The 23,066-nt window shown below is 39.2% G+C and carries 22 protein-coding genes; 5 read left to right on the top strand and 17 right to left on the bottom strand.

Going from position 1 to position 23,066, the window contains the following annotated elements; genetic code table 11:
* Nucleotides 1–80: 80 nt before the first annotated feature.
* Nucleotides 81–689: a chalcone isomerase family protein gene (locus AC6H0J_RS06040; RefSeq protein WP_005626504.1), complete on the bottom strand. Its 609-nt coding sequence runs from the start codon at nucleotides 687–689 to the stop codon at nucleotides 81–83.
* A 127-nt stretch (nucleotides 690–816) separates the two neighbouring features.
* Nucleotides 817–2,211, bottom strand: coding sequence for a class II fumarate hydratase (fumC, locus tag AC6H0J_RS06045; RefSeq protein WP_497513135.1), 1,395 nt, complete (start codon nucleotides 2,209–2,211; stop codon nucleotides 817–819).
* 234 nt (nucleotides 2,212–2,445) lie between these two features.
* On the opposite strand from fumC, the gene AC6H0J_RS06050 reads away from it, so the two are divergent.
* Genes AC6H0J_RS06050 through valS form a run of 4 tightly spaced genes read left to right on the top strand, consistent with a single transcriptional unit; the run spans nucleotide 2,446 to nucleotide 6,584 of the window.
* Complete coding sequence (locus AC6H0J_RS06050) at nucleotides 2,446–2,880, top strand: DNA polymerase III subunit chi (protein ID WP_005626497.1); 435 nt, start codon at nucleotides 2,446–2,448, stop codon at nucleotides 2,878–2,880.
* Nucleotides 2,881–2,883: 3 nt separating this feature from the next.
* Nucleotides 2,884–3,192: a N(4)-acetylcytidine aminohydrolase gene (yqfB, locus tag AC6H0J_RS06055; RefSeq protein ID WP_005626494.1), complete on the top strand. Its 309-nt coding sequence runs from the start codon at nucleotides 2,884–2,886 to the stop codon at nucleotides 3,190–3,192.
* Between the two features lie 28 nt (nucleotides 3,193–3,220).
* A complete protein-coding gene (locus AC6H0J_RS06060) occupies nucleotides 3,221–3,712 on the top strand; it encodes a hypothetical protein (protein WP_032825456.1) in 492 nt (163 codons plus the stop codon).
* Nucleotides 3,713–3,719: 7 nt separating this feature from the next.
* Nucleotides 3,720–6,584, top strand: a complete 2,865-nt coding sequence (gene valS, locus AC6H0J_RS06065; RefSeq protein ID WP_497513138.1) for a valine--tRNA ligase — start codon at nucleotides 3,720–3,722, stop codon at nucleotides 6,582–6,584.
* Nucleotides 6,585–6,789: 205 nt separating this feature from the next.
* On the opposite strand, the gene hybG is transcribed toward valS, so the two are convergent.
* The 13 genes from hybG to AC6H0J_RS06130 all read right to left on the bottom strand — a co-directional run bounded on the left by hybG (nucleotide 6,790) and on the right by AC6H0J_RS06130 (nucleotide 19,282).
* Nucleotides 6,790–7,065, bottom strand: a complete 276-nt coding sequence (hybG, locus tag AC6H0J_RS06070; RefSeq protein ID WP_005626486.1) for a hydrogenase maturation factor HybG — start codon at nucleotides 7,063–7,065, stop codon at nucleotides 6,790–6,792.
* A 29-nt stretch (nucleotides 7,066–7,094) separates the two neighbouring features.
* The gene (gene hybE / locus AC6H0J_RS06075) at nucleotides 7,095–7,604 is read right to left on the bottom strand and encodes a hydrogenase-2 assembly chaperone (protein ID WP_005626483.1); all 510 of its coding nucleotides are present in this window, start codon (nucleotides 7,602–7,604) and stop codon (nucleotides 7,095–7,097) included.
* A 91-nt stretch (nucleotides 7,605–7,695) separates the two neighbouring features.
* Nucleotides 7,696–8,169, bottom strand: a complete 474-nt coding sequence (locus AC6H0J_RS06080) for a HyaD/HybD family hydrogenase maturation endopeptidase (RefSeq protein ID WP_118816958.1) — start codon at nucleotides 8,167–8,169, stop codon at nucleotides 7,696–7,698.
* On the bottom strand, nucleotides 8,169–9,878 hold the full coding sequence (gene hybC / locus AC6H0J_RS06085; RefSeq protein ID WP_005629303.1) for a hydrogenase 2 large subunit: 1,710 nt from the start codon (nucleotides 9,876–9,878) through the stop codon (nucleotides 8,169–8,171). The genes AC6H0J_RS06080 and hybC overlap by 1 nt, the downstream gene beginning before the upstream one ends.
* Nucleotides 9,878–11,104: a Ni/Fe-hydrogenase cytochrome b subunit gene (gene hybB, locus AC6H0J_RS06090; protein ID WP_005629305.1), complete on the bottom strand. Its 1,227-nt coding sequence runs from the start codon at nucleotides 11,102–11,104 to the stop codon at nucleotides 9,878–9,880. Before hybB ends, hybC begins: the two co-directional genes overlap by 1 nt.
* Nucleotides 11,097–12,137: a hydrogenase 2 operon protein HybA gene (gene hybA / locus AC6H0J_RS06095; RefSeq protein ID WP_005629307.1), complete on the bottom strand. Its 1,041-nt coding sequence runs from the start codon at nucleotides 12,135–12,137 to the stop codon at nucleotides 11,097–11,099. Before hybA ends, hybB begins: the two co-directional genes overlap by 8 nt.
* A 2-nt stretch (nucleotides 12,138–12,139) precedes the next feature.
* Nucleotides 12,140–13,285 (bottom strand): hydrogenase 2 small subunit, encoded by a 1,146-nt coding sequence (hybO, locus tag AC6H0J_RS06100; protein WP_046952858.1) that lies wholly within the window; start codon nucleotides 13,283–13,285, stop codon nucleotides 12,140–12,142.
* 209 nt (nucleotides 13,286–13,494) lie between these two features.
* Nucleotides 13,495–14,928, bottom strand: coding sequence for a bifunctional indole-3-glycerol-phosphate synthase TrpC/phosphoribosylanthranilate isomerase TrpF (gene trpCF / locus AC6H0J_RS06105; RefSeq protein WP_497513141.1), 1,434 nt, complete (start codon nucleotides 14,926–14,928; stop codon nucleotides 13,495–13,497).
* Nucleotides 14,929–14,984: 56 nt separating this feature from the next.
* Nucleotides 14,985–15,986: an anthranilate phosphoribosyltransferase gene (gene trpD / locus AC6H0J_RS06110; protein WP_497513143.1), complete on the bottom strand. Its 1,002-nt coding sequence runs from the start codon at nucleotides 15,984–15,986 to the stop codon at nucleotides 14,985–14,987.
* An 11-nt stretch (nucleotides 15,987–15,997) separates the two neighbouring features.
* A complete protein-coding gene (locus AC6H0J_RS06115) occupies nucleotides 15,998–16,384 on the bottom strand; it encodes a tautomerase family protein (protein ID WP_497513145.1) in 387 nt (128 codons plus the stop codon).
* 9 nt (nucleotides 16,385–16,393) lie between these two features.
* Entirely contained in the window at nucleotides 16,394–16,978 is a 585-nt protein-coding gene (locus AC6H0J_RS06120) for an aminodeoxychorismate/anthranilate synthase component II (protein WP_005697516.1), read from the bottom strand.
* Nucleotides 16,979–16,990: 12 nt separating this feature from the next.
* Nucleotides 16,991–18,541 (bottom strand): anthranilate synthase component I, encoded by a 1,551-nt coding sequence (gene trpE / locus AC6H0J_RS06125; RefSeq protein ID WP_118816954.1) that lies wholly within the window; start codon nucleotides 18,539–18,541, stop codon nucleotides 16,991–16,993.
* Nucleotides 18,542–18,799: 258 nt separating this feature from the next.
* Nucleotides 18,800–19,282: a Dps family protein gene (locus tag AC6H0J_RS06130; protein ID WP_005629322.1), complete on the bottom strand. Its 483-nt coding sequence runs from the start codon at nucleotides 19,280–19,282 to the stop codon at nucleotides 18,800–18,802.
* A gap of 269 nt (nucleotides 19,283–19,551) precedes the next feature.
* Here AC6H0J_RS06130 and cdd point away from each other — a divergent pair, with 269 nt between their 5' ends.
* Nucleotides 19,552–20,430, top strand: a complete 879-nt coding sequence (cdd, locus tag AC6H0J_RS06135) for a cytidine deaminase (protein ID WP_118816953.1) — start codon at nucleotides 19,552–19,554, stop codon at nucleotides 20,428–20,430.
* A gap of 49 nt (nucleotides 20,431–20,479) precedes the next feature.
* Here cdd and cmoB read toward each other — a convergent pair whose 3' ends face one another.
* Both cmoB and putP read right to left on the bottom strand, forming a co-directional pair.
* Nucleotides 20,480–21,445 carry a tRNA 5-methoxyuridine(34)/uridine 5-oxyacetic acid(34) synthase CmoB gene (gene cmoB / locus AC6H0J_RS06140; protein WP_005629329.1) on the bottom strand — a complete coding sequence of 322 codons (966 nt, stop codon included), beginning with the start codon at nucleotides 21,443–21,445 and terminating at the stop codon, nucleotides 20,480–20,482.
* Nucleotides 21,442–22,956: a sodium/proline symporter PutP gene (gene putP / locus AC6H0J_RS06145; RefSeq protein ID WP_118816952.1), complete on the bottom strand. Its 1,515-nt coding sequence runs from the start codon at nucleotides 22,954–22,956 to the stop codon at nucleotides 21,442–21,444. Before putP ends, cmoB begins: the two co-directional genes overlap by 4 nt.
* Nucleotides 22,957–23,066 lie beyond the last annotated feature (110 nt).

The raw sequence follows: 23,066 nt of genomic DNA on the forward strand, positions 1-23,066 counted from the left end.
TAATAAATACCTGTTTCCTTGATAATAAAATTTATTTGGAAACAGGTATTTTTTATGGTTCAAAATATAAAAAACTGAATTTATCCTTCGGATTTTTTCTGATTATCTAATAAATAATGTGGTGGTAATTCAGGCATTGAATCTTGTTCATCAAAGGATTCAATTTCAGGTTTGAGATAAAACTCTGTCGCTTCATGATTGCTTTTCGTTTTGCCTAATAATTGTGGCTGAAGTTTTGCAAAGGTACTATTCGGTGCAAGCCAAATTCCGATAAATGCTTGATTAAATTTAGCATCAAAATCGTGTTCCAAAACAGTGTCATTTAATACAAAGTAACCTTTATCGGGTAAGGCAATATAGTTCAAAATATCGTTTGGCGAGAAATCAGGAAATGTGGATTGCATTTCTTTAAGCCAACTTTGAGTATCGCCATCATTAAGTTTTAATGTTTCGATTTCCTTAATGAGCGTAATTGCAAAATTTTTTCCTTCAATGGGTTTTTCATATTTGAAAGAGAGCATTAATGGGCGTTCATTTTCTTGATAAGTGCCAGTTTCGGAAAATAAGCCAATGGTATAAACATGGAACGGCCCCCAAGTGTATTCGGCATTTCCGATGGGTTGCCAATGAGCAAAAGGTGCGGCAGAAAAAAACGTTATCATTGCCACAAAAAGGGATTTCATTTTCATAGTAAATTGCCGTGAATAAAATTGTGTTGATTATAACAAACCGCATCAAAAAACAAATGAGAAACGAGTAAAAAGGCGAGTAATTTTACTCGCCTTTAATATTACTGATGTTAATTTGTGCGGTGAATTATTTTAGGCTACCCACCATATCTTCTGGGCGAACCCATTTATCAAAATCTTCTGCAGAAAGTAAGCCTAAATTAATCGCTTCTTCACGCAATGTTGTGCCATTTTTGTGAGCTGTTTTTGCAATTTTAGCTGCGTTTTCATAGCCAATATGCGTATTAAGTGCAGTCACCAACATTAATGAATTTTCAAGTTGTTGTTTAATTCGTGGATAGTTCGGTTCAATACCCACTGCACAGTGTTCATCGAAAGATACACAAGCATCACCCAATAATTGAGCAGATTGTAAGAAGTTTGCAATCATCACAGGGTTGAACACATTTAATTGGAAGTGACCTTGTGAACCCACAAATGCGATTGTAGTGTCATTACCAAATACTTGTGCGCAGACCATTGTCATCGCTTCGCATTGAGTAGGGTTGACTTTACCTGGCATAATTGAAGAACCCGGCTCATTTTCAGGAATTAAAATTTCTCCAATTCCTGAACGAGGACCTGATGCTAATAGACGAATATCGTTCGCAATTTTAAATAAACTCATTGCTAATTGACGTAATGCACCGTGAGTTTCAACAATCGCATCATGAGCCGCTAATGCTTCAAATTTATTATCTGCAGTGACAAACGGAAGTGCGGTGAATTTTGCAATGTAATCTGCCACTTTCACATCATAGCCTTTCGGCGTGTTCAAACCTGTACCAACTGCAGTTCCACCCAATGCTAATTGACTTAAATGCGGAAGGGTGTTTTTTAATGCTTTTAAGCCGAAATCTAATTGAGCAGCATAAGCTGAAAATTCTTGGCCTAATGTGAGTGGCGTTGCATCCATTAAGTGAGTGCGGCCAATTTTTACTACGTTTTTGAAAGCTTCAGATTTTGCTGCAAAAGTTTTTTGTAAACGTTCAACACAAGGAATGGTGTGCTCAACTACTTTTTTATATGCCGCAATGTGCATTGCCGTTGGGAAAGTATCATTTGAAGATTGTGATTTGTTCACATCATCATTTGGGTGAATGATGGATTTTTCACCTAATTTGCCACCGTTTAACACATGAGCACGATTTGCAACTACTTCGTTCACATTCATATTAGATTGTGTACCAGAACCAGTTTGCCAAATAACAAGTGGGAATTGATCATCTAATTTATTTGCTAAAATTTCGTCACACGCCTGAGCAATTAAATCACGTTTTTCAAGAGGTAATACACCTAAATCATGATTAGCAAATGCGGCTGCTTTTTTCAAATAGCCAAAAGCTTCGATAATTTCATGTGGCATTGATGCGGCAGGACCAATTTTAAAGTTATTGCGTGAACGTTCAGTTTGTGCAGCCCAGTATTTATCTGCTGGAACTTGAACTTCACCCATTGTGTCTTTTTCAATACGAAATGCCATTCTGTACTCCTATGAATTGAATGAAAATTAAAACTGGATTGATTTTAACACTTCCGAGTTATGAGTGGAACGTAACAAAAACGTTAAAAATCAGTTTTGTGACATAGATCATAAAAGTGCGGTGGATTTTCACGCATTTGTAATAATGTATATTTAATTATTTATTTTTTAGGGTTTTTTCGTTAAAATTTTACTCTTTTTATAGGGCAAGATTGAGAAAATAACGGGGCTAAAATGGCAAAAACTGCACAATTTTACATTCTTACGGAAGATTGTACGTTAACTGTCGAAGAAATAGCCTGTAATCTTGCTGCCTCAATATGGCGCTCTGGGAAAAAAGTATTAATTAGCTGTGAAAGTGAGGCTCAAGCGCTAGAAATTGATGAGCGTTTGTGGCAACGAGATCCTAATGAATTTGTACCGCATAATTTATCGGGTGAGGCAACACAATATCCCACACCAATTGAGATTTCATGGCTTGGGAAACGAAATTTACAACGCCGTGATGTGTTAATTAATTTGCAACAAGAAATTCCGGATTTTAGCCATAGTTTTACCCAAATTATTGATTTTGTAACAAAAGATGACGCCTTAAAAACACAAGCCAGAGAACGTTATAAACAATTACGTCTGCAAGGTTGGAATCTTTCTACTGAAAATGTGGGTTAATAAATGAACGACATTACCTTTTACCAACGTTTCGAAGCCGACATTCTCGCTGAGCGCAAAACCATCACCATTCGAGATAAATCCGAAAGCCATTTTAAAGCGGGTGATATTTTACATGTTGGTCGATTTGAAGATAATCAATATTTCTGCACCATTGAAGTGTTAAGCGTGTCGCCGATTACTCTTGACGAGCTGACGGAACAGCATGCAAAGCAGGAAAATATGGGATTGGATGAGTTAAAAGAAGTGATTCGGGGGATTTATCCGAGTGAAGAACGGTTTTTTGTAATTGAGTTTAGTCTGCATTTCTAAATTTTATAAATAATATTAAGGGAAATATATGATTGTTAATTTTAATGATTTTAATGAACTAGATAGTATAGATGCTCCTCAAGCAGATGATTTGCATAAGGTTTATACTGTTACATCTCTCATAGGCGGAGATCCTACCTTATCTCATAACGATCAATTATTAGCATTTAAGATGGGAATTGTTGATAGACAGGTTCGGTATTATAAAGCCGCAGCTAGAATTTTAGGATTCTTAGATTCTGAAGATTGCTTGACTAAAGCAGGTTGTGACTTATTATCTTCTCAAAGCTATTTTATGGACACAATGGTGACAGCTTTCCAATATAGTAATATTGGTGTTTGTTGGTGCGCTTACTATCAAGTAAGTTCAGTACTTGATGTTCCCCTTGAGATAAATGAAGTTATCAAATTTTTAAATTATGCATTTGGTGCAAATTTATCTGATTCCACCAAAAGAAGAAGAGCTAAAACCCTAATAAAATGGGTTAATGAATATAGACAACATATACATACACGATAGGACACCTATGAGTCAAAAAGTTGATATGGCAGACCGTTTTAATCCGTCTGCAGTAGAACAAGCCCTTTATCAACATTGGGAAGAGAGCGGTTATTTTAAACCGTCTGAAAATGAAAATGCACCAAGTTATTGCATCGCGATTCCGCCACCGAATGTAACGGGTTCTTTACATATGGGACACGCGTTCCAGCAAACCTTAATGGATACCTTAATCCGTTTTAACCGTATGGAAGGGCATAATACCTTATGGCAAGCGGGCACAGACCATGCAGGTATTGCAACCCAAATGGTGGTAGAACGTAAAATTTCGGCAGAAGAAGGTAAAACTCGCCACGATTATGGTCGTGAAGCGTTCATCAACAAAATTTGGGATTGGAAAGCTTATTCAGGTGGCACAATCAGCCAGCAAATGCGTCGTTTAGGGAACTCCATCGACTGGGAACGTGAGCGTTTCACGATGGACGATGGTTTATCGAATGCAGTAAAAGAAGTATTTGTTCGCTTGCATGAAGAAGGTTTGATTTACCGAGGCAAACGCTTGGTAAACTGGGATCCAAAACTTCACACTGCGATTTCTGATTTAGAAGTGGAAAATAAAGAGAGCAAAGGTTCTCTTTGGTATTTCCGTTATCCGTTAGCTAACGGTGCAAAAACGGCGGATGGCAAAGATTATTTAGTGGTGGCAACCACGCGTCCAGAAACCATGTTGGGCGATACGGCGGTGGCGGTGCATCCAGAAGATGAGCGTTATCAATCCTTAATCGGTAAAACAGTGGTTCTGCCATTGGCAAACCGTGAAATTCCGATTATTGCCGATGAATATGTGGATCGTGAATTCGGTACTGGTGTGGTAAAAATTACCCCTGCGCACGATTTTAACGACTATGAAGTGGGTAAACGTCACAGCTTGCCTATGGTTAACGTGTTAACTTTAAATGCGGATATTCGTGATGAAGCGGAGATTATCGGTACTGACGGCAAACCACTTGCAGGCTATGAAGCAACTATTCCTGCGGATTACCGTGGTTTAGAGCGTTTCGCTGCACGTAAGAAAATCGTGGCAGATTTTGAAGCACTTGGCTTATTAGATGAAATCAAACCACACGATTTGAAAGTACCTTATGGCGACCGTGGTGGCGTGCCAATCGAGCCGATGCTAACCGACCAATGGTATGTGAGCGTGAAACCGCTTGCCGATGTGGCGATTAAAGCGGTGGAAGATGGTGAAATCCAATTCGTGCCGAAACAATATGAAAACCTTTACTTCTCTTGGATGCGTGATATTCAAGATTGGTGTATTTCTCGCCAACTTTGGTGGGGACACCGCATTCCAGCGTGGTATGACGCGGAAGGCAACGTTTATGTTGCGCGTAACGAAGAAGAAGTGCGGTCAAAATATAACTTAGATTCTACGGTTGAACTTAAACAAGATGAAGACGTATTAGACACGTGGTTCTCATCAGGCTTATGGACATTCTCTACCTTAGGCTGGCCAGAGCAAACCAAAGAGCTCAAAATGTTCCACCCAACGGATGTGTTGATTACCGGCTTTGACATCATCTTCTTCTGGGTTGCGCGTATGATTATGTTTACGATGCACTTCGTAAAAGATGAAAACGGCAAACCACAAGTACCATTCAAAACGGTGTACGTAACAGGCTTGATCCGTGATGAGCAAGGTCAAAAAATGTCTAAATCAAAAGGTAACGTGCTTGACCCAATCGATATGATTGACGGCATCAGCCTTGAAGATTTACTTGAAAAACGCACTGGAAACATGATGCAGCCGCAATTAGCAGAGAAAATTGCTAAAGCAACGCGCAAAGAATTCGCTGAAGGTATTGCAGCTCACGGTACAGATGCATTGCGTTTCACATTAGCCGCATTGGCTTCAAACGGTCGTGATATCAACTGGGATATGAAACGTTTAGAAGGCTACCGCAACTTCTGTAATAAATTGTGGAATGCAAGCCGTTTCGTCTTAACGAATGAAAAATTAGATTTAAGCGAAGGCGAGATCGAATTCTCATTAGCGGATCGTTGGATTCAATCAGAATTCAATCGCACAGTAGAAACTTTCCGTAATTCATTAAGCCAATATCGTTTCGACCTTTGTGCCAATGCGATTTATGAATTTACCTGGAACCAATTCTGTGACTGGTATTTAGAATTGACTAAACCAGTATTTGCAAACGGCAATGCAGCACAAATCCGTGCAGCAAGCCAAACCTTGGTTCACGTGTTAGAAAAATTATTACGTTTAGCACATCCACTCATTCCATTTATTACCGAAGAAATTTGGCAAAAAGTGAAAGGATTCGTGGACATCACTGCAGACAGCATTATGTTGCAACCTTTCCCACAAGTGGAAGAAAACGGCTTTGATCCTGAAGCGGAAGCTGAAATTGAGTGGTTAAAAGAAGTGATCGTTGCGGTACGTAATATTCGTGCAGAAAGTAACATCGCACCAAGCAAAGGCTTAGATCTGTTATTCCGTAATTTAAGCACAGAAAATGCAAAAATTCTCGAAAAACAGACCGCTCTTTTAAAAGCCATGGCGAAATTAGACAACGTTCAAGTGTTAGCCGCAAACGAAACCGCACCACTTGCGGTAGCGAAACTCGTTGGCAATACTGAATTGCTTGTGCCAATGGCTGGCTTTATCAATAAAGAAGCAGAGCTTGCCCGTTTAACCAAAGAGATTGAAAAATATCAGAACGAAGTTAAACGTATCGAGAACAAACTCAGCAACGAAGCTTTTGTGGCTAAAGCGCCAGAAGTGGTGATTGCGAAAGAACGCGAAAAACAAGCGGAATACCAATCTGGCTTAGAAAAAATCCAAGAGCAGTATAAAGCGATTGAAGAACTTTAACGCTAGCTATAAAAAACGTCGGTTTCTCTGGCGTTTTTTATTTTTAGAAATTAAAAATATGGTGAGTTTTCTACAGTATTTTTCACATTGCCAATAGAGAAAATTATCAAATAAAAAGATAAGAAAAATATTGGTTTAGATTAGAAAAATTAGAGAGATTGAGAGGTATAAATTGGGATAAAAAGTAGGCTTAACGCCTACTTTTTTATTTTTGATTTAATCCTAAAAAATCCCCAACTTCGTGCTCTAGTTGACTCATAGCGAGTAGGGCTTCTTGGGTTTTCTTAGCTTCATCTTCATCAATAACACTCATTGCAAAGCCTACATGAACGAGCACCCATTTGCCAAGTAAATCGGCAGGATCTCCAGTACAGACCAGTGAAATATTCACATCACGTTGTACGCCACATACATCCACGGTAGCAAGTTGAAGAGCGCTTTCGCCAATCTTAACAATTTGGCCTGGAACACCTAAACACATAATACTTTCACTCCTATTGAAATTTGTGTCTATTTTACTATCGCGCGGAATAAGTTACGTCGATCTGGATCAAAAGTTGTTGCTTTTGTTGGCATAGATAAAATCATTCTGAGGCAATCTTGTGCGAGTTGAACTGCTTGAGTATTTGTCATTGCAGGATCAATCGGAGAATGAAGGGAGCAACTAAGATATTGTGTAATGTTTTCTAAACTACTCACTGTGAAGGTGAAGGTTTTATAGGGTAGTTGTATTGAAAGTTTATCGCCAATGTCGCGCGGTTCCCATTCTTGATCTTTGCCAGGCAAAATGACAATACTTAACATCCAAGGTGTCACAACTGTACCTATCCATTGGTTTTCAAAAAGTACAAATTTAGGACAATAGCAGTCGATACCTTTTCGATAGAAAGGAAGATCTTTCATTTTTTCTGCAACTTTTCGCATTTCGTTTTGGAAGATTGAAGATGGATCCTCGGCGAAACCTTGAATGAGACCTTCAAGTGCGGTGGTATTTTCTGGTGTTTTTTCGTGTCGATACATAATTATTAAAATTTACAGCGAGGTGAATTTCAACAATTCACGCATACCATAAGAGCAAATTATGGTATGCGTGAAATGTATTATTTCTAATCTATATTTGAACGTGAAATCCATACTCTTTCAAAACGTTTTCTAATGTTTTAAAAATTTCTGGAAATTGTTTTTGGATTGTTTTACTTAATGCAATTTGTGGGTCAAAAGTTTCTGGTTGAACCCCAATTAAACATAGATTTTTAGGGAATTCATCCGTTAATTTCAATGCAGAAAGCACATCACAAATACCAAGTTGGTGTGGTGAAATTTTACGAGAGAAAAATACTGGCACTTGCTCATCATGAAGCACAATGATTTCTCCTGGTTGTTTATTGGCAAGTACGGCATCGATGATGATGATATGCTCACGATTTGCCATTTTATCCAATAATTCCATGCCGCAAGTGCCACCGTCAACCACGTCAAAGTGCGATAAAATTTCAGAGCGATTTTCTAGGGCTTGGGCGATTCGTACGCCCACGCCTTCATCACCGAGTAAAATATTACCAACGCCTAAGATTAATGGCTTCATTAGAGCACCTTCACTTGTGTGACTTCACCATTTTCTGTGTTCACAACATGCACTGCGCATGACATGCAAGGGTCGAAAGAGTGGATTGTGCGCACAACTTCCAATGGTTTTGTTGGATCTGCTACAGGTGTACCGATAATGGAAAGCTCGTAAGGACCCATTTCATCATTTTGGTTACGAGGACCTGCATTCCAAGTTGATGGCACAACGGCTTGATAATTTTCGATTTTGCCATTTTTAACGACAACCCAGTGAGAGAGCATGCCACGAGGTACTTCACCAAAACCAACTCCTTTAAACTCACCTGTTTGTGGAATGTCTGTTTTGAGATAAGCAACGGTATCGCCAGTGCCAATATTATCAACAAGTAGTTTCCATTGTTGTTCAAGAATGTTATTTAGCACGCAACAATGTACGGTACGAGCAATAATACGCCCTAAGGTTGAATGTAAATGATCAACAGATAAGGTATTGCCGCTTAGTTTTTCATACAACCCTTTAATATGGTTAAAGTGATGTAATGTATCTTTATTTTCATTGGCTAAGTTACACATTAAATAGGCAAGAGGGCCCACTTCAACAACTTTTCCGTAGAAACTTGGCGCTTTAACCCATGAATATTTGCCTTCATCTTGCCAGCCAGTATATTTCGGACGTGTTAAACCAGCCCAAGGTTCAAGCGGTTCATCGTCTTCATACCAAGCGTGTTTACCACTTTCTTTAATGCCTTTTACAACAAATTCATCTTTTTGTTGGGTAATTGGGCGGAAACTTGAAATATCAAAGTTTTCAATATAGCCACCCGTTAGAACAAATTTAGAATTATCACCATCAATTGGATATTCAGGTACAGAAAGGTAGTTGCCCGATGTTTTACCAAGATTGAGCCATTCAGGGTAATAAGCCGCAATGATCGCCGCATCAACACGATAAACTTGGGTAACAAAGTCATTTAAACGATCAATACAGGATTTTACAAACATTAAACGTTCTAAGTTTAATACTGATTGAGAGTCTAAGTTGATTGGGTTTGCTACGCCACCAATTGCTAAGTTTTGAATGTGCGGTGTTTTTCCGCCGAGTAATGCCACAATACGGTTACAATCACGCTGACATTCAAGTGCTTGTAAATAGTGAGCCACCGCGATGAGGTTTACTTCTGGCGGTAATTTCATGGCAGGGTGACCGAAATAACCATTAGCAAAAATACCAAGTTGACCACTTTCAACTAAAGATTTAATTTTATTTTGTACATTGCGGAATTCATTTGCACTGTTTAATCCCCATGTCGAAACACCTTTAAGCATTTCAGCGGCTTTATCGGGATCAGCGTTCAGTGCCGCAGTGATATCCACCCAGTCCATCGCAGAAAGTTGATAAAAATGAACGATATGGTCGTGCATGCTATGAGCAGAAAGAATCATATTGCGGATATATTGTGCATTTACTGGCACTTTGGCACCGAGAGCATCTTCCACTGCACGTACACTTATAATAGCGTGAACAGTTGTACAAACACCGCAAATACGTTGCATAATCATCCAAGCATCACGCGGATCTGAACCTTTTACGATATTTTCCATACCACGCCACATTGTGCCTGATGACCAAGCGTTTGTTACTACGCCATTTTCAATTTCACAATCGATACGCAAATGGCCTTCAATGCGTGTGATAGGGTCGATTGAGATACGTTTTTTTTCAGTCATTATTCTGCTCCGCTCATTTTTTTACTGAATTGTGCTTTTTCGGCAATAATTTGTTCCGAGTCTTCATGATGTTTTTCTTTCAACACTGGTAAGACAGGGAATAGACGAATTATTAAAATATAGGCGCAAATTTCGATGGAAACGAAACCAATAGAAATTAGCAATTCTTCTGCTGATGGGAAGTAACGATAGCCATTACCTGGATCGTACATAATCATTGAATAATTTAAACGCCATAGGGCTGCGCCGAGTAACATGCTCAAGGCTGAGATAAACAGCCAACGTGAATCAGATTTTTTCTCACCAAGGAATAAAGTGAGTAATGGTAATGTCATTAGCCATACTTCCATCCAAAACATCCAAGCTTCAAATTTACCAAGTTTATCGAATCCGAATACATAATGGAGTTTGTCATGGTAAATCAATTCGCCAAAGCGTACTGCAAGGAAAAGTGCGATTAATCCAGCGGTCACTTTTGCAAGCTGGGTAAAGAGTGAACGCTCATCTGGTGTTTTTCCTGCTAAACCTGCGCGCACTAAAGAACCTTCAAAAATGACGATAGAAAAGCCCATAATAAATGCGGTGAGTAAGGATAAGATTGGTAATGCTTCATAGCTTTGCCACACTTGATGAACTTTATGACCTGCGGCGATCATTAATGATCCCATAGATGATTGGTGCATCATCGGCAATAGTGCGCCAAGTGCGATGACAAAGAACATAATTTTGTTGAGCTTATTAAACCATTTTTTCAATCCTAAGAACCCGAGCCAGACTGGCGCAAATTCAAGGGTGACGACAATGATGTAAATTGTCATACAAAATGCGGTTTCAAATAACACCGAGTTTGTATTGAATTGACCAGGAATGTAGAAGTAAGGCAAGTGCCAGTAACGACCCATATCAATGGTGATGGAAAGACCACCTAATGAATAGCCGAATAAGCTAGCAAGCAATGCGGGACGCACAAGAGGGTGATATTTCCCTTTGTTGAAAATATATACTGTCCAAGCTAATGCCCAACCACCACAGGCAAAACCAGTACCTACAAGTAAGTCAAAGGAAATCCATAAGCCCCAAGGATAACCGCCGTTAAGTGCGGTGACGGAACCGATACCTAAGAACAAACGCTTAATAATTAATAAGATACAAATTACAGCCAAAGGTGCAAAAAAGAGAATACTGGCGGAAACTAATCGACCGCCCACCGGACGTGGATTACCCATGATGTTCATCCTCCGCTTCTTCCATTTCTTTACGCGCTTGGCGCATTGCTTCTTTTTGCGCTTCAATTCGTTCACGAATCTTATCGCCGTGCATATTCTTATAAGTCATCATTGTTAAACCAGCTAAAGCCACCAGTGGCAATGCTAAACCGCGATACAAGAAGTGCTGTAAATGCGCTGCGCGTGCACCTGTAGCAATATCATCTAACTCAGGGAAACCTAAATTTTCTTGTGGAACCGCACTTAACACTAATACTTGTGTACCGCCACCTTCTTTTTCACCGTAAATACGATATTGATAGGCTGGTACAGTTGCGCGATAAGTATCTTTACTGTTTACATGTTGGCGAGGATAGTCATATTCGGTGCCACGTAATAAACTTAAACGACGTTTTGCTTCCGCTAAAAGTTCTTCACGGGTACCAAAAATAATTGCGCCAGTAGGACAAACATGACAACAACCTGGTAATTCACCTTTATCTAAGCGTTCCACGCCTTTTTGGTTGCAAAGTTCACATTTGCTGATTTGACCAAATGGATTGTCGTAATCATATTTTGGCACATCAAATGGACAACCCACCATGCAATAACGGCAACCAGTACAAATATCAGGATCGTATTTAACAATACCTGTTTTAGGATCTTTGGTTAAAGCCTGTACTGGGCAAACAGAAACGCAGTTTGGATCAACACAGTGCATGCATTGTTTTTTAACATAAGCATAACCGTTTTCTGTTTTATCTTTATTTTTGCCGTCGCCATCGCTCCATACTTGAATCACATTGCGTGTGAACGGAGTGAGTTTGTCATTGTTTGCCCAAGTTTGCTCACCTTTGGGGTTGACAAGTGTTTTATTTACTTGCTGACATTCTGAAACACAAGCCTGACAGCCAACGCAAAGTGTGGAGTCATAAAGCATCCCAAGTGCGCCAGGAATGGGCGGAAGATTTTCCACCGCTTCGGCTTTTGCAACGGGCAGACCTGATGTGACAGTTCCCAGCAGACCTGCTTTAAGGAAATTTCGTCTATCCATCTTTAGTGTCCTTGATCTTGATTGGCTTGATTGTCTGCAGCTTTGTTCGCTTTATGTTGTTTGCTCAATTCTTTCAAGGTCATCACGCTGACACCTGCTAAAATGGCTGCAGCTCCGCCTAATAAGCCAATCGCCGTCATTGAGGCACCTTCGCCTTCAACATTGTTTACATCTGGTTTTTCCACCCGTGGCGTTGGATTTTCGACGTTCGCTAATTGGAAAATGCCTTTGGTAAAGCCGATACCTTGATCGTTACAGCCATAGCAAGGATGCCCGATACCCACTGGCCAGTTATTACCACCAACATCACAGAATTCTAGTGTAGAGCAGTTGCCGTAAGTTTCGGGCCCTTTACAACCTAAATGGTATAAACACCAGCCATGACGATGACCATAATCGCCAAATTCTTTTGCGAAACGGCCTGCATCAAAGTGCGGTCGGCGATAACAGTTTTCATGGATTAGACGATCATAAGCAAACAATGGACGATTTAATTTATCCATTGCCGGTAATTTTTTATAAGTGATGATATAGGCAACGGTTGCCAAGAAATTATGTGGGTTAGGAGGACAACCTGGAATGTTAATAATTGGTGTGCCTTTTGGTAAAACTTCAGAAAGACTGACCGCACCTGTTGGGTTGCCACCGCAAGATGGAACACCACCCCAAGATGAGCAGGATCCAATTGCAATAATGGCTGCGGCACCTTTTGCGGCTTCACGAATATGTTCCACAATGGGTTTGCCTGCCACCATGCAGTATACACCGCCGTCTTTAATTGGAATGGAACCATCCACTACAAGCACATATTTGCCGTAATAATTATGGATAGCATTATGTTTATTTTCTTCTGCTTGTTCACCAAATGCAGCAGAAAGTACCTCATGATATTCGAGGGAAATTAAATCTAGCACGAGATTTTCAACAGTTGGGTGGGTTGCACGCAGTAAAGATTCTGTACAGCCAGTACATTCTTGCGCACCAATCCAAAGCACTGGTGGGCGTGCTGGACTGGTCATTGCTGCCGTCATTTCTGCGCCCGCTTTAGAATTTAGCCCCATCGTAGCCGCAAGTGCGGTACATAATTTCATAAAATCTCGGCGAGAAACATCTGCCAATGCAGAAAAAACGCCATCCGGATTATTCATAGTATCACTCCAAAGACACACATTTATTGTGGAAATTGGCCAATGATAAATGTTTTCTTCAAAAAAAATTTGATCATAATCATGAAATGAAGAATTTATAGAATAAATATGTCCAAATTGTGAACGTAATGTTATTGTATTTGAGAGGAGTTCTTATTTGTTTGAAAAGGAACAAAAATAAAGGCTGTAGAATACAGCCTTAGATTGGATTAAGAACAAATTTTTTCAAAAACTAACCGCACTTTTTCGCTATCTTTCACTCCTGCAGTAGTTTCTACACCAGAATTGAGATCAACACCTAAGCAACCTTGCTTAATGGCTTGTTCAATATTGTCGGGTGAAATTCCTCCAGCCAAAATAATTTTGTGTTTCAAGTTTTCAGGAATGACGGACCAATTAAAGGTTTTTCCTGTGCCACCTTGTTGATTATCGGATTGGCTATCGAAAATATAGCGAGCAATATTTAAATCATCAGTAAAATTAACCGCACTTTGTGCTTCAGTATCTATTGAAATGGCTTTCCAAATTTGAGTTTCCTCAGGCAGTTGGTGACGAAGTGCGGCAATAAATTCAGCGGTTTCTGAACCGTGTAGCTGAACGGCATAAAGCTGCAATTGTTTAGCGATTTTTACAATAAAATCAATTTCTTGATTCTGGAACACGCCCACAAAACGAAGTGGTGATGCTGTCACTAATTCTTGGGCTTGACGTAGGCTCACACAGCGTTTTGAATGTTCGACGAAAATTAAGCCGCCGTATAATGCTCCGTTTGCGTAAACCTCTTTGGCATCTTGCGTGCGAGTTAAACCACATACTTTATTTTCTCCAAAAATCACTTCACGCACAGCATTATTTAAATCTGCACTGCCCATTAGGCTGCTGCCGATTAAAAAGCTATGTGCCACTTTTTGCAAATCACGAATTTGGCTATGATTATAAATACCCGATTCGCTGATAATACGTGCATCACTAGGAATACGATCGGCATATTTTTGTGTGAGTTCTACCACGCGGTTTAAATCAACGGTGAGATCGTGAAGATTACGATTGTTGACGCCGATAATTTTTGCACCTAATGCAAGGGCACGCTCAAACTCTGCTTCATTGCTGGTTTCTGTCAATACGCCCATACCGAGAGAATGTGCAAGATCAGCCAATACGCGATAGGTTTCGTCATTTACTACCGAAAGCATTAATAAAATAGCATCAGCTTGATAGTAGCGTGCAAGATAAACCTGATACTCGCTAATCATAAAATCTTTGCACAATACAGGTTGTGAGACAACGTCACGTACTTGCGGCAAATAGTCAAATTTACCTTGAAAGTATTTCTCATCCGTTAGCACTGAAACCGCTGACGCATAATGTTTATACACATTGGCGATGTCTTCCAAATTAAATTCAGCACGAATTAATCCTTTGGAAGGGGAAGCTTTTTTACATTCCAAAATATAGGCGGGCTTTTGATGCGTGCCTTTTGCTAACGCTGCATAAAAAGAGCGGTCAGATTTTTGAATGTTTTCTTTAAATTGTGAAAGCGGAAATTCGGCTTCCTTCGCTTTAACCCATTGTGCTTTGTCTAAGACGATTTTTTGTAGCACCGTAGCAGAGTCAATTGGTTTGGTGAAATCTTGCGTGATCATAATTTTTTTTCTTATTTATTGGGGCTTTATTGTGGTGTATCAAATCGGCCTTTATCTTAATATTTTGTCAAATGTTGTAGTGTCTCAAACGCTTTGCCTGATGCAAGGTGAGTCAACACATTTTGAACATTTTGTTTTAAGTCATCATGACCAAATAATTTCAGCAATAATGCCACATTCGCCGCTACCGCATTAGCATGTTCCACTTTGCCTTTACCTTGTAAAAGTGCGGTCAGATATTGGGCATTTTCTTGCGGTTCGCCACCGCGTAAACTTTCTAAAGATTGTGTTTTTAAGCCAAAATCTTCAGGCGTTAAGGTGAAGTAGTCAATTTTGCCGTTTTTAATTTCAGCGACTTGAGTTTCGCCGTGTACGGCGACTTCATCAAGACCGGCACCATGAACTACAAAAGTATGTTGATGACCTAATGCGACAGCGGTTTCAGCATAGGTTTTCACTAATTCAGGGGCATACACACCAAGCAAATGATAAGTTGGACGAGCAGGATTAATTAATGGACCTAAAATATTAAAAAGCGTACGCGTTTTTAATGCGGCGCGAACAGGAGCTACATGTTTAAATCCACTGTGATATTGTTGAGCAAATAAGAAACATACGCCAATATCATCAAGCGCTTGACGAGCTTGTTCTGGCGTGACATTCACATTCACACCGAGAGCGGTTAATACATCACTGGCACCTGATTTGCTCGATACACTGCGGTTCCCGTGTTTTGCTACTTTTGCACCCATAGAGGCTGCAACAATGGTACTCGCAGTAGAAATATTAATTGTGTTTTGACCATCGCCACCCGTTCCTACAATATCCGCAAAAGGGTAGTCAGGACGAGGGAATGGTTTGGCATTGCCCAAGGATGCTGATACCGCACCACTTAATTCATCGATAGTGGCGCCACGTACTTTTAACGCAATCAGCATGGCTGCAATTTGTTCGTTATTCAGTTCGCCTTGCATAATGGCATTAAAAATGACCGCACTTTCTTCTTTATTAAGTGTTTTTCCGTTGTAAAGTTGTTCTAATAATTGAGCCGTTTGCATAATCTCGTCCCTTATACGTAAATATCATAATCTAAATCGCGAGCTTCATCGCCAGTCATACCACGGAAACCCCAACAATGCGCCGGTTGTTCTTTAATCGTAATTTCAACGTTGTGAGATTTAATACCAATTTTGTATTCGAGTTCGCTGAAGAGCATTTTGATTAAACGTTTTTTCGTACCTTCCATACGACCTTGCATAAGGTTAATTTCAATAACGGTGTAATCATCGTTACGATCGATAGGATAAAGAAAATCTTCTTTATCTAAACATAAGAAACGAATCGCATGCTTTCCACGAGGAATGTCTAAACCAAGGTTTAAACAGTTATAAATTACTTCAGCAATATCTTGACGACGAGGTTCAAGCACTTCTTTTAATCCATATACGGTAATCATTTTTCTTCCTTAATCTCTGTTTAACAACCATTCCACAGATTGTTGTAATAATTTCGAACCTTGCACAGTAAGAATACTTTCTGGATGGAATTGGAAAGCACAAATTGGCAAGGTTTTATGACGAATCGCCATCACAATACCATTGTAATCAGCATTAACAATAAATTCGTCAGGCAGGTTTTTACCCATTAAAGAGTGATAACGTGCCACAGGCATTGGGTTGGCAATATCTTTGAACATGGCTTGGTTATCATGTTGAATGCGCGATACTTTACCATGTAATACTTCGCCTGCATGTACAACCTCTCCACCAAAGGCTTGAATAAGCGCTTGATGGCCTAAGCAAATACCAATAATTGGCACATCATTTTTTAAACGTTCAATAAGTGGGAGTAAGATGCCTGCTTCAGCCGGAGTACCTGGTCCCGGTGAGAGCGCAAGAATCGTATCAGGTGTATTTAATGCCTCTTGCACCACTTGTTCTAAATTAGTGTCATTGCGATAAATTTTTACGTTATGCCCAAGCACACGGAATTGATCCACTAAGTTATAAGTGAATGAATCAAAATTATCTAAAAAAAGAATATTAGCCATAATTTATCGTCCTTATTTTGCTTGGGTATTGATTTGTTTGATTGCTTTAAGCACTGCAGCCGCTTTATGGCGAGTTTCATCCGCTTCCATTTGAGGATCAGAATCCAATACTTCGCCACAGCCAGCTTGAATATGGGCAATGCCATTTTGTACAAAAGCAGAACGAATCACGATACAGGTATCAAAATGACCATCAGACGTGAGATAACCGACCGCACCGCCGTAGCTGTGACGTTTTTGCTGTTCAAATTGATAAATTAACTGCATCGCTTTGATTTTAGGCGCACCAGTTAACGTTCCCATATTCATGCAAGCTTGATAAGCGTGTAAGGCATCAAGTTCAGGACGAAGTTTACCCACTACGCGAGAAACCAAATGCATGATGTGCGAATAGCGATCCACTTGCATTAATTCGGCGACTTTACGTGTACCACTTTGACACACGCGAGCAATATCATTACGGGCTAAATCCACTAACATTAAATGTTCAGCTTGTTCTTTATGATCAAGACGCAATTCTAATTCCAAACGCGCATCTAATTCAGGATCAATATTGCCATGGGCATCAAAACCACGTGGGCGAGAACCTGCAATTGGGTAAATTTCTAATTGACGATTATCTGGTGCATATTTCAACGCACTTTCTGGTGATGCACCGAATAAAATGAAATCCTCATCGTTCATGTAGAACATATAAGGGCTTGGATTGTTATGTTTTAATTGTGCATAGCTCGCAAGGGTATTCGGGCAAGCTAATGAAAAACGGCGAGATGGCACAATTTGGAATACATCACCAATGTTAATATGGTGTTTTAAGGCTTTTACAATGCCCGTAAATTCAGGATCTTCAAAGTTTGTTGTAACCTCATCACTTGCCGTTTTAATAGAAAGAACATTATCAATATTTTTTAGTTTTTGTGCGATGGAAAGCGAGGTTTTCGCAATATTGACTTGTTCTTCTTGAGCAAAACAGAAACTTTTTAGTGTTGCTTGTTGATTTTGATGGTCGATAGTAATGAGGTGTTCGGCAAGATAGAAACTGTAATCAGGGCAGTTTATACCATCATTTTGCAATGTAATACCATCCATTGGAATAAAATTTGCGACGAGATCGTAAGCAAATAATCCACCTAAGAAAATAGGCGTTTGACTATGTTGATAAAGACTAGAAATAACACGCAGTCCATCAAAAATAGTAGCAGACTGTAATTTGCTATCTTCATCGAGTTGATTATCAAGTGGCGAAAATTGTACAGAAAATTCATCATCAAAATTGACCGCACTTACGGTACCGAGTTGGCTTAATACTGGATGAATTTCGTTTAACACTTGTTTTCCGTTTGCATTAAGTGCTCTAAAGGTCACCTGATTGCCTAAACAAGTAATTTTAACGGCAGCATTAATTAGAATAAGGCTCTGTAAGCTATTTTTACTACCAATTTCGGCAGAGTCGAGAAGAAGAGAATTTGAGTTCTGTTGACATAGTGTATTAAAAATTGCGGTGGTGTCGGCATGATAGGGAACCGGTTGAGAGGTCACCGCAATAAAAGGGGTATTTTTCATAATCAATCCTGTATTCTGAACTTTTGCACTATTAAACTAGTGCAAAAGGAATAAGTCAAGCCTAATTAATATTTTTTTTAGTGTTTTAAGATAAATAACTAATTTATGTTAAAAATAGAGAGGAAATTTGATTAAGTATAGTTAATTAAAAGGACCAAATTCTGGGATATAGAACTTGGTCCTTGTATTAATTTAGCCTAACTTTTTTAGAGTTAGACAGATTGCAGGTTAGTTTTCGTTAGAGCTGAAATTTACCCATTAAGCATGGCAAGTTTGGCAAGCTGCTTGGAACATCCATACTAATTTTTCTTGTTCTTTAATGTAGTCACTCATTTGTGATGCAGTACCTTCATCATCAGCATCACCTGCAAGAGCGAGAATTTCACGTTGTTGGTCGAGTAATGTTTTTAAGCCTTGTAATGTGCCAGATAAACATTCTTGTGCGCCGCTTACTGCAATATCTTCTTTAATACGAGATACTTTTAAGTATTGGCTATATGCGTTATTTGGTGTGTAACCTAAAGTTAAAATACGTTCCGCCACTTCATCAACTTTGGTGATTAAATCTGTGTAGATTTCTTCAAATTTTGCGTGTAATGCAAAGAAATTTACACCTTTAATGTTCCAGTGGTAACCACGTACATTAGTATAGAATACTTGGTAGGTTGCAAGTAATTCGTTAAGTTTATTGGCTAATTCTGCTGATTGAATTTTGTCTAATCCGATAGATGTTTTTGACATAATAATTTCCTTTTTCTAGTTAAATAATTGAGCTAATGCCCTGCCTTTGATATGGGTATTATACGTTTCTAGAATTTGCTGTGAAATTGTTCTATTCAATAAAATTGATAGCCTTTGGCTATATGTTAATAAATTGTAATAATTTTAATCTATCAAAATAAGTGATCAGGATCACAGTTATAAGGAATACTTTGGTAAAGGGTCGCAGCTGACAGTAAATTTTGCTTTAATAAGTGCAGTTATAATTTTTAATATTTTAAGGATGTCTTATGCAAGAACTTATTAAGCACGCATTGCCACAAGATGACGCACTCAATCAAGCGATTGTTGATGAAATTCGTTTGCAAAATTGGGCTGGCTTTTTAAATCATTCCCAAGTGGAGCAGCTTTGTCGTGATTTTGAACTTACGCCATTAAAATTAGCTATGCATTTGTTGCCGATTGCGGCGAGTTATAGCCATACCGCTATTTCTCATTTTAATGTAGGGGCCATTGCTATTGGTGAACAAGGTGATTTTTATTTTGGTGCGAATCAAGAATTTTCGAATTCAGCTATTCAGCAAACAATTCATGCAGAGCAAAGCGCAATTTCTCACGCATGGTTGCGTAATGAACGTCGTATTTCAGATATGGTGGTCAATTACACGCCTTGCGGGCATTGCCGTCAATTTATGAATGAATTGCATGGGGCTGAAAAAATTTCAATTCATTTGCCACATAGCCAAAATAATCCGTTACATTCTTATTTACCAGATGCTTTTGGACCGAAAGATCTCGATATTGCGACTCATCTTTTAGCGGAAGAAAATCATGATTTAGTGGTTGATCACCAAGATGATTTGGTTAATCAAGCTATTTTGGCGGCAAATCAATCTCATTGTCCTTATTCAAATAGTCCGCATGGCATTGCGATTTTATTTAAAAATGGTGATGTGGTGACAGGACGTTATGCAGAAAATGCCGCATTTAATCCGAGTTTGCCAGCGTTGCAAACTGCACTTAATTTTGCGTATTTAAATGATAAAAAATTGAGTGATATTGAGCGAATTGTGATGGTTGAAAAAGCATTAAAATTAAGCCATAAAACGATGGCTGAAGCGCTACTCTCTACATTAACATCGGTGAAATTAGAGTATCATTCATTGTAAGTATGAAAGATTCTTGATGGAAAATAAAAAAGGGAATAATTTCCCTTTTTTATTTGTTTGCTAAAATTACCGCTCTTTTCGGTGCTTGATAACCTTCAATGGTTTTACTGTGATCATTTGGATCTAAGAAATCAATCAGGCTTTCATTTTCCAACCAATCCGTTTTACGCTGTTCTTCTAATGTGGTTGTCCCTACATCTACACAACGTACGTTGGTAAAGCCAACTTTTTCTAGCCAGTTGATTAGTGCGGCGACAGATGGAATAAAATAAACATTTTTCATTTTCGCATAGCGATCTGCTGGTACGAGCACAGTATTTACATCGCCATCCACCACTAACGTTTCTAATACCAATTCACCACCTTTTACCAATTGATTTTTTAACTGGCTTAAATGATCTAATGGGGATTTACGATGATAGAGTACGCCCATTGAAAATACAGTATCAAATGCCGCTAATGGTTGCATTTGCTCAATACCAAGCGGGATAAGATTTGCTCGACGATCATTATTAAGCAGCTTGCGTACTGCTTCAAATTGGCAAAGGAAAAGCTCTGTAGGATCAATCCCGACGACCATTTTTGCGCCTTCGCCTACCATTCTCCACATATGATAACCGCTGCCACAGCCCACATCTAAAATAGTGCGACCTTGTAGTGGGGCTAAATGAGGAAGAACACGATCCCATTTAAAATCTGAACGCCATTCACAATCTACATGAATGCCGAAAAGATGATAAGGCCCCTTTCGCCATGGCATTAATTGTTTTAAATGATGGATGATTCGTTGTTTTTCACCTTCTGAAAGGGGAGAAGTGCGGTCAGATTTCACCGCACTTTTGAGATTGATTTCATCAGCATGTAAATCAGGTAGGAAATCAACAATTTTACTCCATTTCGCATAATCGCCATGAGTTTGAGTTTCCCATTCTTTCAATTGGAGCGGTAAGGTCTCTAACCAGTCTGATAAATTTGTGGTCGCAATTTGTTGATAAAAAGGGCGAAAGTCGATCATTTTGCTTCCTTATAGGCCTTTTCTGCTTTGTCAAAGGTATCTAGAACATCTTGTTCTGGTTTGCTAGACAGCAATGAGACAACAATAATTGCAAGGCTACCGAAAGCAAACCCCGGAATCATTTCATATACTTTAAACCAATCGGTATCAGCTGGAACAACTTCTTTCCAAGCAAATACTGTCACTGCGCCTACTAGCATACCCGCCATCGCACCCGATGATGTCATTCGTTTCCAGAAAAGAGAGAAAAGTACAACAGGGCCAAATGCACTACCAAAACCAGCCCAAGCAAATTCGACAAGTTTTAATACTTTGCTGTTTTCATCTTGAGCGATCCAGATAGCAAGTGCTGCAATAACCAACACCATAATTCTTCCAAGCCATACGAGCTCTTTTTCAGATGCGTTAGGGCGAATAAAACCTTTGTAGAAATCTTCTGTGATTGAGCTAGAAGAAATTAACAATTGCGCACTTAATGTACTCATTACAGCAGCTAAAATAGCTGAAAGTAATATGCCCGCGATCCAAGGATTAAATAAAAGTTTAGCGAGTTCAATAAATACTTGCTCTGGTTCATTATTGACTGTGTCTGCAATGTTTGGATTGGCAAATAAATAAGGGATCGCGAAGAAACCAATACCAATTGCACCACCTAAGCAAAGCACCATCCATGTCATACTAATGCGGCGAGCTTTGATAAGTGATTTAACAGAATAAGCCGCCATAAAACGTGCTAAAATATGCGGCTGCCCAAAATATCCTAATCCCCAAGCGGCAAGGCTTAATAGACCAAGTGGCGTAGTGGCAGTAAATAAATCGGTAAAATCTTTATTGGCAGCTGCTTCAGCTTGCGCTAATACCGAGGAAAATTGAGCGGTATCGCCAATGCTTAATAACACAAAAATAGGCGTTAAAAGCAGCGCAAAAATCATAAGGGTTGCTTGAATGGTATCTGTCCAACTTACCGCTAAAAAACCACCGATAAAAGTGTAAAGAATGGTGGCTAATGCGCCATACCAAAGTGCGGTGGAATATTCGACTGAAAATAAATTTTGGAATAATTTTGCACCAGCCACGACACCCGAAGCACAATAAATAGTGAAGAATACTAAAATAATCGTAGCAGAAACAATTTTTAATAATTTATGTGATGTTGCAAAGCGGTTGTGGAAATATTCTGGAAGAGTGAGGGCATTATTATTTAATTCAGTATAAACACGTAAACGACCAGCCACCAGAAGCCAGTTAAAATAAGCGCCAAGCGTTAAGCCGATAGCAATCCATCCTTCAACTAAGCCTGATAAATATACCGCACCAGGTAAGCCCATTAAAAGCCAACCAGACATATCTGAAGCACCCGCAGACATTGCAGTGACAAAGCTGCCTAAACGACGTCCGCCGAGAATGTAATCTGATAAATTATTCGTGTAATAATAGGCAAGTACGCCAATCAGTAACATCCCGAAAATATAAATAGTAAAAGTAATAAGAGTTGGGTCGAATCCAAACATTTTATAAGTCCAAAATGGGTTAAAAATTTCAGAAAGGATGCATTTTACCTTATTTCGGGCTATTATTCTATTTAGACTGAATATTTGATGAAATTTAAGAAATTAGGAAT

The organism is Haemophilus sp. THUN1691, assembly GCF_059704425.1.

What these genes read in the sequence shown, in the direction of transcription:
- AC6H0J_RS06120 (WP_005697516.1), bottom strand. Translation starts at nt 16,978, where the DNA reads ATGGCTAATATTCTTTTTTTAGATAATTTTGATTCATTCACTTATAAC.
- fumC (WP_497513135.1), bottom strand. Translation starts at nt 2,211, where the DNA reads ATGGCATTTCGTATTGAAAAAGACACAATGGGTGAAGTTCAAGTTCCA.
- cdd (WP_118816953.1), top strand. Translation starts at nt 19,552, where the DNA reads ATGCAAGAACTTATTAAGCACGCATTGCCACAAGATGACGCACTCAAT.
- hybB (WP_005629305.1), bottom strand. Translation starts at nt 11,104, where the DNA reads ATGGGTAATCCACGTCCGGTGGGCGGTCGATTAGTTTCCGCCAGTATT.
- trpCF (WP_497513141.1), bottom strand. Translation starts at nt 14,928, where the DNA reads ATGATCACGCAAGATTTCACCAAACCAATTGACTCTGCTACGGTGCTA.
- hybE (WP_005626483.1), bottom strand. Translation starts at nt 7,604, where the DNA reads ATGTATCGACACGAAAAAACACCAGAAAATACCACCGCACTTGAAGGT.
- hybC (WP_005629303.1), bottom strand. Translation starts at nt 9,878, where the DNA reads ATGACTGAAAAAAAACGTATCTCAATCGACCCTATCACACGCATTGAA.
- AC6H0J_RS06050 (WP_005626497.1), top strand. Translation starts at nt 2,446, where the DNA reads ATGGCAAAAACTGCACAATTTTACATTCTTACGGAAGATTGTACGTTA.
- AC6H0J_RS06115 (WP_497513145.1), bottom strand. Translation starts at nt 16,384, where the DNA reads ATGATTACCGTATATGGATTAAAAGAAGTGCTTGAACCTCGTCGTCAA.
- AC6H0J_RS06060 (WP_032825456.1), top strand. Translation starts at nt 3,221, where the DNA reads ATGATTGTTAATTTTAATGATTTTAATGAACTAGATAGTATAGATGCT.
- yqfB (WP_005626494.1), top strand. Translation starts at nt 2,884, where the DNA reads ATGAACGACATTACCTTTTACCAACGTTTCGAAGCCGACATTCTCGCT.
- hybA (WP_005629307.1), bottom strand. Translation starts at nt 12,137, where the DNA reads ATGGATAGACGAAATTTCCTTAAAGCAGGTCTGCTGGGAACTGTCACA.
- valS (WP_497513138.1), top strand. Translation starts at nt 3,720, where the DNA reads ATGAGTCAAAAAGTTGATATGGCAGACCGTTTTAATCCGTCTGCAGTA.
- trpE (WP_118816954.1), bottom strand. Translation starts at nt 18,541, where the DNA reads ATGAAAAATACCCCTTTTATTGCGGTGACCTCTCAACCGGTTCCCTAT.
- cmoB (WP_005629329.1), bottom strand. Translation starts at nt 21,445, where the DNA reads ATGATCGACTTTCGCCCTTTTTATCAACAAATTGCGACCACAAATTTA.
- hybO (WP_046952858.1), bottom strand. Translation starts at nt 13,285, where the DNA reads ATGAATAATCCGGATGGCGTTTTTTCTGCATTGGCAGATGTTTCTCGC.
- trpD (WP_497513143.1), bottom strand. Translation starts at nt 15,986, where the DNA reads ATGCAAACGGCTCAATTATTAGAACAACTTTACAACGGAAAAACACTT.
- AC6H0J_RS06040 (WP_005626504.1), bottom strand. Translation starts at nt 689, where the DNA reads ATGAAAATGAAATCCCTTTTTGTGGCAATGATAACGTTTTTTTCTGCC.
- hybG (WP_005626486.1), bottom strand. Translation starts at nt 7,065, where the DNA reads ATGTGTTTAGGTGTTCCAGGCCAAATTGTTAAGATTGGCGAAAGCGCT.
- AC6H0J_RS06080 (WP_118816958.1), bottom strand. Translation starts at nt 8,169, where the DNA reads ATGAAGCCATTAATCTTAGGCGTTGGTAATATTTTACTCGGTGATGAA.
- AC6H0J_RS06130 (WP_005629322.1), bottom strand. Translation starts at nt 19,282, where the DNA reads ATGTCAAAAACATCTATCGGATTAGACAAAATTCAATCAGCAGAATTA.
- putP (WP_118816952.1), bottom strand. Translation starts at nt 22,956, where the DNA reads ATGTTTGGATTCGACCCAACTCTTATTACTTTTACTATTTATATTTTC.